This window comes from Corynebacterium sp. ACRPS (assembly GCF_022346005.1).
GTDB lineage: Bacteria > Actinomycetota > Actinomycetes > Mycobacteriales > Mycobacteriaceae > Corynebacterium.
Window position 1 is genome coordinate 61,305 of sequence record NZ_JAKRMY010000011.1, and the last position, 16,329, is coordinate 77,633.

14 protein-coding genes are annotated in these 16,329 nt (G+C 60.1%); 6 read left to right on the forward strand and 8 right to left on the reverse strand.

Annotated features, from left to right (window positions below):
• Window positions 1–16: 16 nt before the first annotated feature.
• The 3 genes from MHX65_RS07895 to MHX65_RS07905 all read right to left on the reverse strand — a co-directional run bounded on the left by MHX65_RS07895 (window position 17) and on the right by MHX65_RS07905 (window position 4,931).
• A complete protein-coding gene (locus MHX65_RS07895; protein WP_239269628.1) occupies window positions 17–649 on the reverse strand; it encodes an MOSC domain-containing protein in 633 nt (210 codons plus the stop codon).
• Window position 650: 1 nt separating this feature from the next.
• Entirely contained in the window at window positions 651–3,236 is a 2,586-nt protein-coding gene (locus MHX65_RS07900) for a hypothetical protein (RefSeq protein WP_239269590.1), read from the reverse strand.
• Between the two features lie 111 nt (window positions 3,237–3,347).
• A complete protein-coding gene (locus MHX65_RS07905; protein WP_239269591.1) occupies window positions 3,348–4,931 on the reverse strand; it encodes an alkaline phosphatase in 1,584 nt (527 codons plus the stop codon).
• 297 nt (window positions 4,932–5,228) lie between these two features.
• Between MHX65_RS07905 and leuS the strand changes: the two genes are divergently transcribed.
• The 5 genes from leuS (at window position 5,229) to MHX65_RS07930 (ending at window position 11,089) form a co-directional block, all read left to right on the forward strand.
• Window positions 5,229–8,075: a leucine--tRNA ligase gene (gene leuS, locus MHX65_RS07910; protein ID WP_239269592.1), complete on the forward strand. Its 2,847-nt coding sequence runs from the start codon at window positions 5,229–5,231 to the stop codon at window positions 8,073–8,075.
• A 3-nt stretch (window positions 8,076–8,078) separates the two neighbouring features.
• The gene (locus tag MHX65_RS07915) at window positions 8,079–8,813 is read left to right on the forward strand and encodes a metal-dependent transcriptional regulator (RefSeq protein ID WP_239269593.1); all 735 of its coding nucleotides are present in this window, start codon (window positions 8,079–8,081) and stop codon (window positions 8,811–8,813) included.
• A gap of 147 nt (window positions 8,814–8,960) precedes the next feature.
• A complete protein-coding gene (gene nrdI, locus MHX65_RS07920; RefSeq protein ID WP_023016373.1) occupies window positions 8,961–9,434 on the forward strand; it encodes a class Ib ribonucleoside-diphosphate reductase assembly flavoprotein NrdI in 474 nt (157 codons plus the stop codon).
• Between the two features lie 39 nt (window positions 9,435–9,473).
• Window positions 9,474–10,487 (forward strand): class 1b ribonucleoside-diphosphate reductase subunit beta, encoded by a 1,014-nt coding sequence (nrdF, locus tag MHX65_RS07925; protein WP_023016372.1) that lies wholly within the window; start codon window positions 9,474–9,476, stop codon window positions 10,485–10,487.
• A 35-nt stretch (window positions 10,488–10,522) separates the two neighbouring features.
• On the forward strand, window positions 10,523–11,089 hold the full coding sequence (locus MHX65_RS07930) for an NADPH-dependent FMN reductase (RefSeq protein WP_239269594.1): 567 nt from the start codon (window positions 10,523–10,525) through the stop codon (window positions 11,087–11,089).
• 28 nt (window positions 11,090–11,117) lie between these two features.
• Here the strand turns inward: MHX65_RS07930 and MHX65_RS07935 are convergent, their stop codons facing one another.
• Window positions 11,118–11,756 (reverse strand): hypothetical protein, encoded by a 639-nt coding sequence (locus MHX65_RS07935; RefSeq protein WP_239269595.1) that lies wholly within the window; start codon window positions 11,754–11,756, stop codon window positions 11,118–11,120.
• Window positions 11,757–12,068: 312 nt separating this feature from the next.
• On the opposite strand from MHX65_RS07935, the gene MHX65_RS07940 reads away from it, so the two are divergent.
• Window positions 12,069–12,515: a MarR family winged helix-turn-helix transcriptional regulator gene (locus MHX65_RS07940; RefSeq protein ID WP_239269596.1), complete on the forward strand. Its 447-nt coding sequence runs from the start codon at window positions 12,069–12,071 to the stop codon at window positions 12,513–12,515.
• Between the two features lie 83 nt (window positions 12,516–12,598).
• Here the strand turns inward: MHX65_RS07940 and MHX65_RS07945 are convergent, their stop codons facing one another.
• From MHX65_RS07945 to MHX65_RS07960, 4 genes are read right to left on the reverse strand one after another with little or no spacing between them, the layout of a single operon-like run.
• Entirely contained in the window at window positions 12,599–13,573 is a 975-nt protein-coding gene (locus MHX65_RS07945) for an MDR family oxidoreductase (RefSeq protein WP_023027996.1), read from the reverse strand.
• 35 nt (window positions 13,574–13,608) lie between these two features.
• Window positions 13,609–14,592 (reverse strand): NAD(P)-binding domain-containing protein, encoded by a 984-nt coding sequence (locus MHX65_RS07950; protein WP_239269597.1) that lies wholly within the window; start codon window positions 14,590–14,592, stop codon window positions 13,609–13,611.
• Window positions 14,592–15,209, reverse strand: coding sequence for a response regulator (locus MHX65_RS07955; protein ID WP_023016367.1), 618 nt, complete (start codon window positions 15,207–15,209; stop codon window positions 14,592–14,594). The genes MHX65_RS07950 and MHX65_RS07955 overlap by 1 nt, the downstream gene beginning before the upstream one ends.
• Entirely contained in the window at window positions 15,202–16,299 is a 1,098-nt protein-coding gene (locus MHX65_RS07960; RefSeq protein WP_239269629.1) for a sensor histidine kinase, read from the reverse strand. Before MHX65_RS07960 ends, MHX65_RS07955 begins: the two co-directional genes overlap by 8 nt.
• Window positions 16,300–16,329: the final 30 nt, after the last annotated feature.

A 16,329-nucleotide genomic window follows, 5' to 3' on the forward strand; every position in this document is an offset into this window, starting at 1 on the left:
AATTTTGGCTCCGGGTTTATACCCGGAGCTTTTTTGCGTGCTGGGGCGGCAAGCACTTGGCATCGACCACGCGCCGGGCCAGCGCTCGGTCCCCCATCTTGGCCGCAAATGCCATGCGCATGGTGATATCGTGCGCGGGAGCGGGGCCGCGGGTGATGGCATCCCCCGCAGAAATGCGCCCGGGCGAGATGACGCGGAAGTACACGCCGCAATCACCGCGCGCGGTCCACCGCTTGAGCCAGCCCTTTTCCTGCACCCAGCCGGAAAAGGTAGCGCACGGCTGGCGGGGTATGGAGACCTCGAGCGTGGTCGTACCGATGTGGAGGCGTTGATTGATAAGCAGCGCGGAGAGATCAATACCGCGCGTGGTGAGGTTCTCCCCAAAAGACCCTGAAGCCAGCGTGCGGCCCAGCGAATCCTCCCAATAATCCAATTCCTCGCGGGCATAGGCATAAACCGCCTTGTCACTTCCACCGTGGTGATCGCTATCGCCGATAGAATCACCGCGCACGCCAGAACCATCGCCGTAATTTGGTCCGGGAGCGGAGATATCGATGAAGTCTTGCGGGCGCTTGTCGATGCCCGAAAACTCATGCCTCCCGCTCGGATCCGGCCTGCGCACGGCGACGTTGGTGGAAATAACCTGCATATCAGTCACTGTAGTCGCGGGTAAGTGCCTCCGCAGTGAGAATATCCCGGTAAAACAGCTCCGGGGCCAGCGAAACCGCCTCCGCGAGCTGCGGGAGGGCGTTATCCAGCGCGGAGGCCACGGCTGGATCGGTGAGCTTCCCATTGGCCACCCCTCGCGCGGTAATGGCAAAAACATAGGAAATAAACGGGATCCAGGCAGAGCCGCCAAGATCCGTGTTTCCATCCCCGAAGGCGTCCAGGGCGAGCAGGGTGTGCAATACCGACTTATCTACGCCCAATTGCTGCAGCGTCACCCGCAATTGCAGCGCGGTAGAGCGCAGGTTGGACATGGTCCCCAGGCGGGTCAGCGCCAAGTCGTTATCGAAGCACTCGCGCAGCGCGGCGATGCGGTGGGCGTCATCGCACAGCTGCGCGCTGTCAGTAGCGGGCGTTGGGGCCTCGCCGGTGGCGCTCATGAGCAGCATGGGGCGGGTGACATCGTCTACGCCCGTAGTGGCCGTCCGCCACAGCGAGGGGGAGCCGGAGTGCTCCACGTGGGCCTGGTTGGCATCGGCAAGCGCGGCGAGCACGGAAGACGGATCCGTGGCCTCTTCCCCATCGCTGTTAAAGGAACTGGTAATCAGGCCCGTGCGCACCAACGCGCGCATGCGCTGGCCGCGCGCGAAGTCCACCTGCATGAGCGCATCGAGGCTGGCGCGCGGATCAGCCTCGATGTCCTTGATAACGCCCTCGAAGGTCTCCTTGGCCTTGGGGGCAAGGCGGCGCAGGGCGGCATAGGTCTCCCACGTGCCGGCGGTATTCTCGCTCTCGCCATCGTGGAAGATGATAAGCGAGCTCGCCGGCGGGTACTGCGGGGCGGCGAGATCGCTGGCCGGTTCATCCTCGCGGAAGTCCACGATGAGATCGCCCGCCTCGTGCAATTCCTCCGGCAGCTCGAAGCCCTCCTCAACCGGCTCCAAGGGCAGCGGCTCGCTGGCGGGGTTGCCAAGCGGCCACGCCCAAGCCAAAAGCTCCACCTCTTCCTCGTGGGTTTGCTCGGGCATAAGAATGCCGTCTTCGATAGTGGCGCGGGCGACCAGCGGCGTCTTGCGCACCGTGGCGATGGCGGCATAGATAAGGTCGCTTGCCGCGGTTGCCTCGTATTCCATCACGCGGCGGTCCATGCTGCGCTTCAAGTGCGCCGCGCGCTCCTTATCCGGCAGGCCCTCCAGGTACTCCTCGTAGGACAGCGTGGACCACAGGAGGTAGAGCTCCAGCGAGGACTTCTTGGTCAGCGCGGCCTTAAGCGCGCGATTCGGCACGGAGAGAGTATTGGTCGCCTCCGTCGAGCCATTGGCAGTAACGAGATCCCGGATCTTCTGGTTCTTATCAATGACCACGAATTTCGCCAGCGGCAGCGGCTCCGGTGAGTGCACCGTAAAGAGTGCATCCGCATCCAGCTGATCCGCCAGGATGACTTGCTTGTCCATATAATCCACGGGCTCGGCCGCGGTACGCTTCACGCGCGTGCGGATGGTCGCCGGAATGACCTCAAAGGTCAGCTCGTAGCCGGCCTCGCTGCTGATGGTCTCCTCGCGCACCGATTCGTCTTCGCCAAATACGCGTTGGCCCTTTTCCATGTGAATGGGCTTATCGGAAGACGAGGCCAGGGCATAGCTAAACGGCGAGAGGTTACCCAGCGCGTCGATGAAGCGGAAGTTGGTGCCGCGGGGCCCCTCGTTCTTGGAGCGCATGTGGAGCGTTTCGGCAAAGTTGAGATAGTGGACATCGACAAGCTCCTCGCCCTTAAACAGGCTAAAGCGATACCGGCCCACCCAGGGGTCTTCGAAGACGTCGCCGGGTAGAACCTCATGGATTCCCTCCGGCAGCTCATCTTCTAAGATTTCTTCCTCTTCCCCACCGATGGGGACATAGGTCAGCTGCAGGTGAAGTGGGGTATTGACCAAGAGGCGCGGGGATTTCGTGTACACCAGCTCGCCGTCCAGCCCGCGCGCGTTGGGCAGGGACTTGACCGCCATATCCCAGGAAAAATCCGCGCTATCCGCAACGGTGATGGTGGCCTTGTCCTGGCGCGGCACAGCAATGGAGAAGGAATCTTCTGCCGCTAGCTCAAAGATGGACCAGCCTTCCCACGCGCCATGCGGGCGCGGCTGGCTATCCGGGGTAGGTGTTAGCTGCGTGCCGTTCGGCGCGATGAAGGTGTACGCGCCCTGCGGGATGGGCTGCGTGCTATCGACGGGGCGGTGCGCGGAATCGAGCAGCAGGCCGCCATTGGCAATACCCGCAAACTCCAGGGTCTGCTCCGCAAACGTTACGGCAAGGTGGGTAAAGGGCTGTGGCATGGAAACCCACAGGCCAGGTTCTTCACCGGCGACGTAATAAAACTTGCGGGTGACCTCCGTACCATCCAATAGCTGCGTGGCCACGGTCCATTGCGGGTCTTCTGGTTCATAGGCCGCGCCCACGGCTGGCAGGTAAAGCTCTAAAGTATCGGTATCCGGCGCGAGGCGAAGATGCGGGACCCCCTGAAAAACCGCCGCGTCTAGAAAAGATGATAGCTGGCTACGAAACTTCTCCTGGCTCATTTACACCAGCCTAGATCATTTTTGAAAAGATGTGGATTCTGCAGGCAGAGGCCAAAAAGGCTTTCACCACCGCCGGTGATGAAAGCCTTCGCGCGCGATTAATCGCGTGGATTAGTGGAAGAAGTTACGCCACGCATTCGGGTTGATGGTGATGATGCCCAGCTTTTGCGCCAAGAAGGCAATGGCCCCGATGGCCAGCGAGGCGATACCGGCGCCCGCGATGCCGGCGAGGAGCCCGCTCTTGGAAGAGCCGTCATCGCCGTTGTCATTGTTGCCGGGCTGATCGGATGCAGAATCGTCTGCCTGGTCGTTGCCGCCCTGGTCATCGTGCTTGATCCACCATTCATTCAAGGTGAGCTTGGCCAAGGTGGTGTTATCGATGTAGTCACCGCGCACAGGATCGGTGTGGGTGGCCTTCGCGCGAAGGGCCTCCGAGCCAGCACCCTGGAAGAAGAATGGGACGACCTGGTTGGTGTGCTGCGTGGAGTACCACTGGTGGCCAGAGGGCAAGGTGTTGTTACCGCCACCGTTCATGGAGTTGAACTTGCCCTCAGAGCGCTCATTGGCACCGGAGAGGTATCCCGTTTCGTGGTCAGCGGTAACCACCAACAGGGTCTCGTCCCAGGAGGAGTTTTCTTCTACCCAGTCGATGGCGGCATCGACGGACTTATTGAAGTCCTGTACCTCTTCGATATCGCGGGCAGATTGGTTGCCGTGGCCGCTCCAGTCGATGGCACCGCCTTCGATCATGACGTGGAAGCCCTCGTCATTTTGGCCCAGCGCGTTGAGGGCGCCGGTGGTCATGGTGGGAAGATCCACGACATCGTTAAACGGAATGTCAAAAGGCTCCGCTGACTCGCCGGTGCGCCCCTGCTGCAAGGTCGAGGCCACAGGCGCCAGGCCGAAGTACTTCTCCCCCGCCGCGACCTCGCCTTGGGCCAAGGCCTCAAATTGCTCCTTGGTTTCGGCGTAGTTCCAGTCGGACTCGCCGGAAGACAGCTTGTTGTAGACCTCTTCAGATAGGTACTTGTACTTGGCCTCATCCTTCTTCTTATTGTCATCGTCGTAGAACGAGTGGCCGGCACCCATGATGACATCAAGATCAGAGTTGAACATCTCATCCGCAATCTCCAGGTAGTTATTGCGGGAAATGTTGTGCGCGGCCCAGGCAGCTGGGGTGGCGTGGCTAAACGGCACGGAGGAGACCACGCCGGCGGATTTTCCGGCCTTCTTGGCGCGCTCGGAGGTGTTTTCCTGCTCGTGGCCGTAATCGTTCACGCCCAGCTTGCCGTTATCGGTCTTCACGCCGGTGGACATGGCGGTGCCGGCAGCAGAGGAATCGGTGTATCCCTTATCCACGTACTCATGGCTAGCCCACGCTTTTTGTGGGTCATAGGAAGAGTTATTTGGGTAGGTGGTCATGGACAGGCGGTTGAAGTCTTCGAAGCGCTGCACGGATTCGCCGTCGAGTTCTTCTGGACCTTCGGCGCTAAATGCGCCATCGACCAGGTACTTGGATTGGCCGGTTTCGTAGAGGTTATTAAATGCCACGTGGCCGTAGCCCATCCCATCACCAATCATGTAGATGATGTTCTTTGGGCCCTGGGATTCGGCGGCGGTGGCTGGGGCAATTGCGCCAGCGGTAGCCACGGTTGCGGCTACGGCAGCGGCGCCAATGCGGAGAGAGGTGCGCATGAATTGTCCTTTGTGGAAGTGAGAGATGAAGAGATGGTGGCTTTGCGAGCAAGAGAGAAGTAACCCAGACATAGCTGGGTGCAAAGCCTTGAATTGAAGATAAAGGCGTGGTTTAACCATGAAAGGAACTGGGCGTTAATAGCTCCTAAACACCGCCGGAACATCTCGTGGCGGGCCTTAGTCCTTGCCCCACTCCCCCTTCGTCACCGCCAGAGTGCCAGCCCGGTGCCGGATTAGTGAAGCAAAACCCACCTCTGCCTACCCCGCGCCGGGCTGGGGCTATTACACTGTGTGTTTATGACTAAACCGAGCGATTCCACGTCGTACCGCTACACCCCTGAGCTGGCGAACCAGATCGAAAAGACTTGGCAGCAGTATTGGAAGGACCACGAGACCTTTAACGCGCCGAACCCGGTCGGTTCGCTAGCCACGGGTGCGGGCGAGCTGCCCAAGGAAAAGCTCAATGTGCAGGACATGTTCCCCTACCCTTCCGGTGCGGGCCTGCATGTGGGGCACCCGTTTGGTTATATCGCCACCGATACCTACGCCCGCTATAACCGCATGCTGGGCAAGAACGTGTTGCACACCATGGGCTACGATGCCTTCGGTTTGCCGGCCGAACAGTACGCCATTCAGACCGGTACGCACCCGCGGACCACCACGATGGCCAATATCGACAACATGCGCCGCCAGCTGGGCATGCTGGGCTTGGGCCACGATCCGCGCCGCTCGGTGGAATCCACGGATCCTGAGTTCTTTAAATGGACACAGTGGATCTTCCTGCAGATTTATAATTCTTGGTTCGATGAAGAGCAGCAAAAGGCCCGCCCCATTGCTGAGCTCATCAAGGAATTGGAGGCCAATAAGCGCACCACCAAGGACGGGCGCTACTACGAGGACTTGTCCGCGCAGGAAAAGGCCCAGGCCGTCGATGAGTTCCGCCTGGTGTACCTGTCCAACTCCACGGTGAACTGGTGCCCGGGCCTGGGTACCGTCTTGGCCAACGAGGAGGTCACCGCGGAGGGCAAGTCTGAGCGCGGCAACTTCCCGGTATTCCGCAAGAACCTGTCCCAGTGGATGATGCGCATTACCGCGTATTCGGATCGCCTGCTCGATGATCTGGAGCTGCTGGATTGGCCGGAGAAGGTCAAGTCCATGCAGCGCAACTGGATCGGTCGCTCCCGCGGTGCGGAGGTAACCTTCCCCGCGGAAGGCTACGGCATCGACGTGTTTACCACGCGCCCAGATACGCTTTTTGGCGCGGAATACGTGGTCTTGGCACCGGAACATGAGCTTGTCGATGCCCTCTTGTCCCCCATTCCTTACGACGATGACGTGGATGAGCGCTGGACCTACGGCAACGATGACCCGAAGGAAGCCGTCGAGTCCTACCGCGCGGATATCGCAGCAAAGTCGGACCTGGAGCGCCAGGAAAACAAGGAAAAGACCGGAGTATTCTTGGGCACCTATGCCACCAACCCGGTCTCCGGCAAGCGCATCCCGATCTTCATCGCGGACTACGTGCTGACCGGTTACGGTACCGGCGCCATCATGGCGGTACCCGCGCACGATACGCGCGACTATGAGTTTGCCCAGGCCTTTGGCCTGCCGATTACGGAGGTCGTCTCCGGCGGCAATATCGAGGAAGAAGCCTGGACCGAGGACGGCGCGTTGGTAAACTCCGCCAACGATAAGGGCCTGGACCTCAATGGCCTGAATAAGGCGGAGGCGATCGCCCAGGCCATCGAATGGTTGGAAAAGGACGGCTCCGGCCGCGGCAAGATTCAGTACAAGCTGCGCGACTGGCTCTTCGCCCGCCAGCGCTACTGGGGCGAGCCCTTCCCCATCGTCTACGACAAGGACGGCATGGCCCACCCGCTGCCAGAGTCGATGCTGCCGGTGGAGCTGCCCGAGGTGGAAGACTACAAGCCGGCCTCCTTCGATCCTGAAGATAAGGACTCGGAGCCACAACCGCCGCTGGCCAAGGTCCGCGACTGGGTAGAGGTAGAGCTGGACCTAGGCGATGGCCCGCAGACCTATTACCGCGATACCAACGTTATGCCCCAGTGGGCGGGTTCTTCCTGGTACCAGCTGCGCTATATCGATCCCCGCAATAGCGAGGCCTTCTGCGATATCGAAAACGAGCGCTACTGGACCGGCCCGCGCCCAGACGAGCACGGTGAAAACGATCCGGGTGGTGTGGATCTGTACGTCGGCGGCGTCGAGCACGCCGTGCTGCACTTGCTCTACGCCCGCTTCTGGCACAAGGTGCTCTTTGACCTGGGCTTTGTCAGCTCGCAGGAGCCGTATCGCCGCCTGTACAACCAGGGCTATATTCAGGCCTACGCCTATACCGATTCCCGCGGCGTATATGTCCCTGCGGCCGAGGTAGAGGAAAAGGACGGCAAGTTCTACTACAACGGCGAAGAGGTCAACCAGGAATACGGCAAGATGGGCAAGTCCCTGAAAAACGCCGTGGCCCCGGACGATATCTGCCGCGACTTCGGCGCCGATACCCTGCGCGTGTACGAGATGTCCATGGGCCCGCTGGATACCTCCCGCCCGTGGGCGACCAAGGACGTCGTCGGTTCGCAGCGCTTCCTGCAGCGCCTGTGGCGCCTGGCCATCAATGAGGACACCGGTGAAGTGGCAACTACCGATGCCGAGCTCACCCAGGATGACCTGAAGCAGCTGCACCGCACCATCGCGGGCGTGCGCGATGATTATGAGAACCTGCGCCTGAACACGGTCGTGGCTAAGCTCATCGAGTACGTCAACTACCTGACCAAGACCTACCGCACCGAGGCACCGCGCGCGGCGGTGGAGCCCATCACCCAGCTGGTCTCCCCCATCGCCCCGCACATTGCGGAGGAACTGTGGCAGCGCTTTGGCCACGATGAGACCATCACCTACGAGCCACTCCCCTCTTTTGAGGAGAAATACCTGGTAGATGATGAGATCCAGGTGCCAGTGCAGATCAACGGCAAGGTTAAATCCCGCATCAACGTTGCGGCCGATGCTGACCAAGACGCCGTATTCGAGGCCGCTTTTGCCGATGCCAAGGTGGCTGACCTTACCTCCGGCAAGAACGTGGTGAAGAAGATCTACGTTCCCGGCCGGATGGTGAACCTGGTGGTTAAGTAACCAATGAGCGTGGACGTCTCGGGCCTTTCGCCATCCAATCAGGACTACCTCAAGGCCCTGTTTAAGCTGGGCGAATGGCACGACGATCCCGTAACGGTAAAGATGCTCGCCCAGCACATAGGCGTTCGGCTCTCCAGCGCGTCGGATGCGGTGCGGCGGCTAGAGAAAAAGGGTCTCGTCACCCATACGCCGTATGGTGCCATCGGGCTGAGTACCGAGGGGCGTGCCTTTGCGCTTGCCATGGTGCGGCGGCACCGCCTTATTGAAACTTTCCTGGTGGAATCCCTGCACTACCGCTGGGACCAGGTCCACGCGGAGGCTGAGCAATTGGAGCACTGCGTCTCCGATTTCTTTCTGGAGCGCATAGACGCTGAACTGGGTTTTCCGAGCCGCGATCCGCATGGAGACCCCATCCCCAGCGCCACGGGTGACTATCCCGCGGACTATGCCGCGAGCCCCGCGTCCGAGCCAGGGGATCTGCGCAAACTCAGCGATCTGGAGCCCGGTGAGGCCGGTGTAGTCGACCGCATCAGTGATGCAGACGCCGATCTGTTGCGCTTTTTCAGCGAGAATAACGTGACCATCGGCGCTGCCGTGAGCGTACGGGATAGCCAACCCTATTCCGGCGGGATGGCCGTGCGCGTAGAGGGCAACCAGAACGAGCATGCCCAGAATGAACATTCCGCGGCGTTTTCTTTGAGCTCCCACGCAGCCCGCGCCGTGTGGGTGCGCATGTAACTCTCCTTCCCCCCCTCTCCCCTTCTTTTCTGAAAGAAGGGGAGTATTTGCGCATGTCAATGGTGATTAGTTGCGGCGTAGTTAAAAGTACGTTAGATCTGTAGTTGAAGCAGAAAGTGCGCTTCGGCGCAGCCACTAAGGAGCGAGATGACTACAGCCTCGACGCCACCCTGCGGCACTAAGACCGCCGCTAATCTTGTGTATTTTTCCTCGGTCAGTGAAAATACCCACCGTTTTGTCCACAAGCTGGGCTTTCCAGCGGCACGCATTCCTTTGCGGCCGAAGCGTGAAGGAATGCTCTATGTCACCGAGCCCTTTGTGCTCATCGTCCCGACCTACGGCGGCGGCAATATCAAGGCGGCGATTCCGGTGCAGGTGCGCCAATTCCTCAACGTTCCGGAAAATCGCGCACTCCTGCGCGGCGTCATCACCTCTGGAAATACCAATTTTGGTGAAGCGTATTGCTGCGCCGGGCCACAGATAGCCCGAAAGTGCGGCGTGCCTGAGCTCTACCGTTTTGAGCTGCTCGGTACCGACCGCGATGTTGCCCGCGTACGGGAGGGGTTGCAGGACTTCTTTGCGCACCACCTCTACCCCACCGCCCACGCGTCCATTGCCTGACGGCTAGGGCCTCGAAGACAAAGAAAAGAGAAAGTACCGATGAAATATCAAGAGCTCATTGAGCGATCCCAAACCCCGCCGCATTTTCGCCACGATGCCTCCACCCCGTTGCGCCCAGTGAACTGGAATCGCATCTGGGATGATAAGGATTTAGAGGTGTGGAACCGCCTGACCTCGAATTTCTGGTTGCCGGAGAAGGTCCCGCTTTCCAATGACCGCAACGATTGGTCGCGCATGGATCCAGCCGAGCGCGATCTCACCATTCGCGTCTTTACCGGCCTGACGCTACTGGATACCGTGCAGGCCACCGTGGGCGAAATCAGCCAGATTCAAGATGCCCGGACGGAACATGAGGAGGCCGTTTATACCAATATAGCCTTCATGCAGGCCGTGCATGCGCGGAGCTATTCCTCCATCTTTTCTACCCTGGCCAGCACCGAAGAGATCGAAAAATCCTATGCGTGGGCCGTGGATAACCCAGTGCTGCAGCAGCGCGCGACCAGTGTGATGGTGCATTACTACGGCGACGACCCACTAAAGCGCAAGGTTGCCTCTACCCTCTTGTCCTCCTTGCTGCTGTACGCCGGCTTCTATCTACCACTGCATTTTAGCGTGCACGGGAAGCTGACCAATACCGCTGACATGATCAGGCTCATCCTGCGGGATAAGGCGGTCCACGGCTACTACTCCGGATACAAGTTCCAGCGGGGACTCGACCACGCCACGGACGCTCGCCGCGAAGAAATGCGCGAATTCACCTTTGACCTGGTGCGCAAGCTCTATGACCTGGAGATGCGCTATTCCGGCGAGCTCTATGAACCATACGGGCTTATGGATGATGTCGCTACATTCGTGCGCTACAACGCTAATAAAGCCCTGATGAATCTGGGCTATCCCAACCTCTTCCCGTACGAGGAATGCCAGGTCAACCCGAAAATCCTCGCGGCACTCACGCCAGGATCGGATGAAAACCACGACTTCTTTTCGGGTTCGGGGTCCTCTTATATCATCGGCAAAGCCGTAGAGACCTCCGATGCCGACTGGGATTTCTAAAAACCAACAAGTCTCCACACGAAAGGACACCCATCATGAAACTTCTTGTACTCGTTGGCAGCCTGCGGCGGGAAAGCATTGCGAAGAAGATCGCCAACCATGCCATTGAACTCGTTCCCGAGCACGTAGAGTGCCAGCGCTATGACCTGCGCACACTCCCGCTTTATGATTTCGACTACGACGATTCTGGCGTGGAGGATAAACCCACGCCGGGAGAGTACACCGATTTCCGCAACGCAATTAAGGAAGCGGATGCCATTTTGTTCGTCACCAGCGAGAATAACCGGACGATCCCGGCGTGTTTAAAGAATGCCATCGATATTGGGTCCAAGCCCAATTCCGATGTCGCCTGGAAGAATAAGCCAGCTGGCATCATCAGCCACTCCGTCGGCCGCATGGGTGGCTATTCTTCCCACAAGAATGTGCGCCTAGCCTTGTCCTACTTTGACATGCCGATGCCCGGTCAGCCCGAGGTATTCTTGGGCAATTCTCCCCAGCTCATCGGCGAGGATGGAAAGATCGAGCCGCCCAGCACCATCGATTTCGTGCGGGACTACCTCGATCGCCTTTTAGCGCTGGTACCTGCAGCTCCGCAACACTAGGAGCTGCCTCTACCTAGCAGCGAGGCGGTTAATCCCAGTATTCCGTGGCGCAGAGCGCTATGCCGTGCGCCCGGATTCCCTGGCCCGCCTCAACTGGGGCATCAACGATGAGCGGGAGTCCATCGATTTCGCATACCCAGTACTCCCCTCCCCCAAATTCATTGGTCTTTTTCTCGACGTTATTCACGGTGCCAGCTAGCTCGACCTGCGGGTTGAGCAGGCTGGGCTTGTAGTTTTTATAAAATCGTTCAGTCGCTGGGGATCGCAGCGAAAACTCCGCCGGTTCCGTTAATTCATAGTCCAGCGCAACGACTGCGGGCCGCACGCGGCCGCGCAGTTTTTCGCCGCCCACGGGGTTGCCGGTGGGAAGCGTGAAGGGGGCATCGCTAAGCACTGCCCACCGGAAATCTTCCATTTTTAAGATGCCAATAAATGGCATGGCGCGATATAGCGTTGCCTCAACGTCTTCCCCGCCTCGGAACGACGGCAATACGGTCCACTCCCCCTCGTACTCCATCGCCGTGACGGCGATGCCAGAGGGATCCGCATAGTAGAGCACTTGATCAAAAGCAGGCGCATCCCACAGGGTCCGGTCTGCGGGAAGCTCCGCGATGAGTTCTTCCGTGTCCAGGAAATCGAATCCGCAGGCGCTAAAAAGTTTATCCATGCCCGCCATCATAGACAGCCGCCTACCCGACGGGGGGCGCAGCCGGCTCGAAATCCGGCCGATAGGTACTTATTAAGTCCTAATGATAGATGGTATCCAGAAACCGTCAGGACCAATAAATAGCTTAGGAAAAGCAAAGTATATGCGTTTAAATTGGCAAAAATATGGCACTTATGAATGATTGGAAGTCCAAATCCCGCACCTTAATAAATGGTGGGGGTTGATGGAACAACCGCTCCGCTCAATTGTCGGTTGAGTGATCAACTGCGCATTATATAATGCTATTTAAGTCAAAGCCTAAGGGGGAATCCTGTGCGCCCAGAAGAAAGTGCAGCGTGGGCGGACTTCGTAGCGATGCAGCGGGCGCTGCATAAGGAGTTGGCCAACGCGCTGCAGGCAACTGCGAATGTGAGCGAGGCCGATTATGCGGTGTTGGCCGTCCTGCAGCGCCGCCGTGGGCAGAGCACCCGGCCGCATGAGTTGGCCGCGGAACTGGGGTGGGAAAAGTCGCGGTTGCACCGACAACTGGTCCGGATGGAGGGGCGCAAGTTGGTGACAAGGCGGCACGCGGAGGAACTAGGACCCCGAGCTATTGAAGTCACAGTGACGAAAGTAGGCGAGGAAGCATTCGCTACAGCACTGGAGAGCCATACCGCGAAGGTGGATAACAAGGTGGTATCCGTATTGACGGGTGAGGAATTGCAGCAGTTGGGTTTCATCTCCAGAAAAATCATGCGCAGCTTAACGGGCGATACCTAGAACCCAAGGAGTCGATCGCACAAGAAAGGCACCCCGTCACTGACGGGGTGCCTGCCTATTTGTAGGTCCTAAAGACTAAGACCTTAGGAAATCTTCAACACCGTGCGGCCGTGGTGGCTGCCGTTGATGAGCGATTGCGCTTCCTTTACCGCATCTTCCAGGGGAAGGGTATTGGTCAAGGACTCCAGGATGGACAGGTCCAAGGTGCGGGCGAGGAGCTGCCAAGCATTCTGGCGGTAGTGCAATGGGGCATCGACGGAGTTCACGCCGGCAAGGTGCACGTTGCGCAGGATGAAGGGCATGACCGTGGCGGGCAGGTCGGGGCCGCTGGCCATACCGGTAGCGGCAACGGTGCCGCCCCACTTGGTGCGGGCCAGGACATTGGCCAGCTCCTGAGAACCGGAGGTGTCTACGGCGCCGGCGTAGATGGCCTTTTGCAGGGGCTTGCCCGGCTCGGTGAATTCGGAGCGGTCAATGATCTCGTGCGCGCCGAGCTCGTGGAGGTAGTTGGCGTAATCGTCGGGGCGGCCGGTCATGGCGTGGACCTCGTAGCCGGCATTGCGCAGGAGGTTGACGGCGATGGAACCGACGCCGCCGGTGGCGCCGGTGACGAGGACGGGGCCCTCGGGAAGCCCGCGCAGCGAGTTAACGCACAGCGCCGCGGTGTAGCCAGCGGTACCAACGGCAGCGGCCTGTTCCGCGGTGAAATCTGCGGGGAGGGCAACGGTGGCGCGGGAATTGACGCGCTGCTTTGGGGTGTAGCCGCCGTGGCGGAATTCACCAAGGCCATCGCCGAAGGAGGCAACAAGGGTGCCCACCGGCAGGCGCTGCACGTTGGACTCGGATACGGTGCCGACCACGTCGATGCCGGGCACCAGCGGGTTGGTGCGGACGACGCCGGGATCGCCGGTAATCGCCATCGCGTCCTTGTAGTTCAGCGAGGAATAAGAGACGTCAACGGTCAGGTCACCCTCGCCGAGGAATTCCCCTTCCTCAAAGGAGGTGGTGACGGATTTATCTTCGTTACGGGTAACAAGTAGCGTGCTCATGCTCACCATGATACGTGAATTGTGATGCAACCATTTTTGGGCAGCTAAAGGTCGGGGGAGCAGAGCTTGGCGATGTCCCCCGCGGTCTGCTTGGCAAAGGGGCTCACCCCAGTAATCGTTGCGGACCCCGGGCCCGTCCACGTGCCATAACCAACGAGGAAAAGGCCCGTTACGGTGGGGGTGCGGCCATCGAGAAGCTCGCGGAAAGGGCCTAGCGCGGGGCGAAATCCGGTACACCAGATGAGGTGATCCGCCTCTACCTCATCAAGGTTAGAAAACATGGGGGAGGCCTCGAGCAGGCCCTCATCGCGGGCTTGTTTTACGGGAGGAACGACAACGATATCGCCCAAGTTGGTATCTGCGCCTGGGTCGGGCTCGCCGCGCATCATGGCGTTGAGGCGGGCGCGGTTGCGCTGAAAGAGCACGCGGCCATCGACATCATCGGGCATCCACCGTGGCGGCTTCGCCGTGAACCAGGTGGTGTCTACTCCGGATAGCACGAGTTCAGCGGCTATCTGGGACCCGGAATTACCTGCCCCAACGACGGCGACGGATTCGCCCTGGAAAGGATCGGGCCCAGGATATACCGCCGAGTGCCATTGCCGGCCAGAAAAAGCGCCGGGGTAGTAGGGGACAAACGGGGAAGACCACGTGCCCGTGGCGGCTACCACCGTGCGCGCGGTGAGGTGCTCATCATCGGTGGTGACGTGAAAGCGCTCGCCATCGTGGGTGACTTCCTGGACCCGCACCGGCCGGCGTACGGGCAGGTCATAGCGTTGCTCGTAGCGGGTGAAGTAATCGATGACGTGGCTGGCGGGCGGAAATCCGTCGTGGTGGGGCATCGGCAAGCCGGGCAGGTTGGAAGACGCGCTATTGCTAAATAACGTGAGCGATGGCCACGCGTGGCGCCAGGCCGCGCCGGGGGAGGGCTCGGCATCAAGGATCTGGAAATCGAGGCGCTTTTTCCGCAAGTAATAGCCCGTAGCTAAACCTGCTTGGCCGCCGCCGATAACGATGCAGTCCAGCATTAAATCAGTTTCCTTTCGCGGGCCACAGTTACCGCGGCAGTGCGGGTGTCTACGCCCAGCTTTTGATAGATGTGAATGAGGTGTGTTTTCACGGTGGCCTCAGAAATGAAGAGTTGATTGGCCAGCTCCTTATTGGAGGAGCCGGTCGCAAGGGCGCGGAGGATCTCCAGCTCGCGCGTGGAGAGGGACTGCTCCGGCTGGCCCACGCGCTGGGCCAAGAGGTTGACCACCTCAGGGGCGAGGGTGCGCCGGCGTGCGGCGGTATTGAGCACCGCTTCGTGTAGCTCTTCCTCGGGCGAATCCTTGAGCAGGTAGCCCATCGCGCCAGCCTCGACCGCGGCCAAGATATCGGCTTGGGTGTCATAGGTGGTGAGTATGAGCACGGGCGGGCCGCCGGCCTCGGACAGCTTCTTGGTGGCGGTGATGCCATCGACGCCCGGCATCTGAATATCGCAGACCACGACGTCGACTTCGGGGGCATCATCGGTAAAGAGCTTGTCCACGTCCGCGCCGTTATCGCCTTCCATGACCACGCGGACATCGGCAAAGGTATTCAGTATCGCGCGCAGCCCGGCGCGGACGACGGGGTGGTCATCGATAAGCATGACATTAACCATGGGGCTGCTCCTTGAGGGGGATTCTGATGGCAAGGGCGGTGCCGTCGCCGGATTCGAGGCTCAGGGAGCCACCGACGCTTTCCACGCGCTGGGACAATCCTTGCAAGCCAAAGCCGCTATCGCCGCCGTGGCGCGGGGGCTCAACTACACCGTGCCCATTATCCACGACGTCCAGGGTAATCGCATCCTCAAAAAGGCCCAGGGTGACCACCGCGCGGGAGGCGTGCGCGTGCTTGATCACGTTATTAAGGCCCTCCTGCGCGGCGCGCACGACCACTTGCTTGATATCGCTGGGCACGCTGCCGCTGCCGGAAACGACGAGGTCAATGGTGGTGTCCTCGCCCAAAGCCTCCGTGTGTCGGCGCATTTGGGACAGGATGGAATCCAACTGAGTCTCCAGGCGCTCATCGGGACCGGCGAGCTCGCGGACGAAGCGACGGGCCTCGGCCAGGTTCTCGCCCGCGGTGTCCTCGATGACGGCGAGCTGTTCGTTCTTGGTCTCTAGGTCATCGGTATTCCGGGCGGCGCGTGAGAGTAACAGGATGGAACTCAACCCTTGGGCCACGGTGTCATGGATATCCCGGGACAGGCGTTCGCGCTCTTCCAGGCGCCCGGCCTGGTGCTCGCTGGCGGCCAGCTCGGCCTGGGTTTCTTGCAGCTGCTTGGCGATGTCCCTGTGGTGCGCCGCCTCCGCCTGCAAGCGGCGCTGGATATAAAACACGCCCGCGGCAAAGGTCGTGCCGATAAGCGGGCCGATGGCCGCGGCGATGGACCAGCCATCCGGATGCAGCCACGCCGGAATGAAGGCGGCCGCCGCCCATAGCGCCGTGATGGAGATAAGCCCTGGCCACTTGGGCAAGGCACGCAGGAAAACGAAGATAAGCGGGAACTCGAGCCACATGAAATCCTGCGCGTGGACCATGAGCCCCAACCAGAGCAGGCACAGCCCGGTGAGCCAGAGCCAGGTGGGAATCCAGCGCGCGGCCGCGTACACCGCGGCTAGGCCGATGGCCAAAAGGATGGCGCGGGCGTCCAAGCGGTCATCGATATAGGCGCGGGCCACGCCGAAAAGCAGCAGGAACGCGAACATGGCGTGCAGGCCCCAGAGCCATAATTTCTG

Excerpts from the sequence above, each read along its gene's own strand:
- MHX65_RS07930 (WP_239269594.1), top strand. The coding sequence starts at position 10,523 with ATGAAACTTCTTGTACTCGTTGGCAGCCTGCGGCGGGAAAGCATTGCG.
- MHX65_RS07900 (WP_239269590.1), bottom strand. The coding sequence starts at position 3,236 with ATGAGCCAGGAGAAGTTTCGTAGCCAGCTATCATCTTTTCTAGACGCG.
- nrdI (WP_023016373.1), top strand. The coding sequence starts at position 8,961 with ATGACTACAGCCTCGACGCCACCCTGCGGCACTAAGACCGCCGCTAAT.
- MHX65_RS07960 (WP_239269629.1), bottom strand. The coding sequence starts at position 16,299 with ATGTTCGCGTTCCTGCTGCTTTTCGGCGTGGCCCGCGCCTATATCGAT.
- MHX65_RS07915 (WP_239269593.1), top strand. The coding sequence starts at position 8,079 with ATGAGCGTGGACGTCTCGGGCCTTTCGCCATCCAATCAGGACTACCTC.
- leuS (WP_239269592.1), top strand. The coding sequence starts at position 5,229 with ATGACTAAACCGAGCGATTCCACGTCGTACCGCTACACCCCTGAGCTG.
- MHX65_RS07895 (WP_239269628.1), bottom strand. The coding sequence starts at position 649 with ATGCAGGTTATTTCCACCAACGTCGCCGTGCGCAGGCCGGATCCGAGC.
- MHX65_RS07955 (WP_023016367.1), bottom strand. The coding sequence starts at position 15,209 with ATGGTTAATGTCATGCTTATCGATGACCACCCCGTCGTCCGCGCCGGG.
- MHX65_RS07950 (WP_239269597.1), bottom strand. The coding sequence starts at position 14,592 with ATGCTGGACTGCATCGTTATCGGCGGCGGCCAAGCAGGTTTAGCTACG.
- MHX65_RS07945 (WP_023027996.1), bottom strand. The coding sequence starts at position 13,573 with ATGGTGAGCATGAGCACGCTACTTGTTACCCGTAACGAAGATAAATCC.
- MHX65_RS07905 (WP_239269591.1), bottom strand. The coding sequence starts at position 4,931 with ATGCGCACCTCTCTCCGCATTGGCGCCGCTGCCGTAGCCGCAACCGTG.
- MHX65_RS07935 (WP_239269595.1), bottom strand. The coding sequence starts at position 11,756 with ATGGATAAACTTTTTAGCGCCTGCGGATTCGATTTCCTGGACACGGAA.
- nrdF (WP_023016372.1), top strand. The coding sequence starts at position 9,474 with ATGAAATATCAAGAGCTCATTGAGCGATCCCAAACCCCGCCGCATTTT.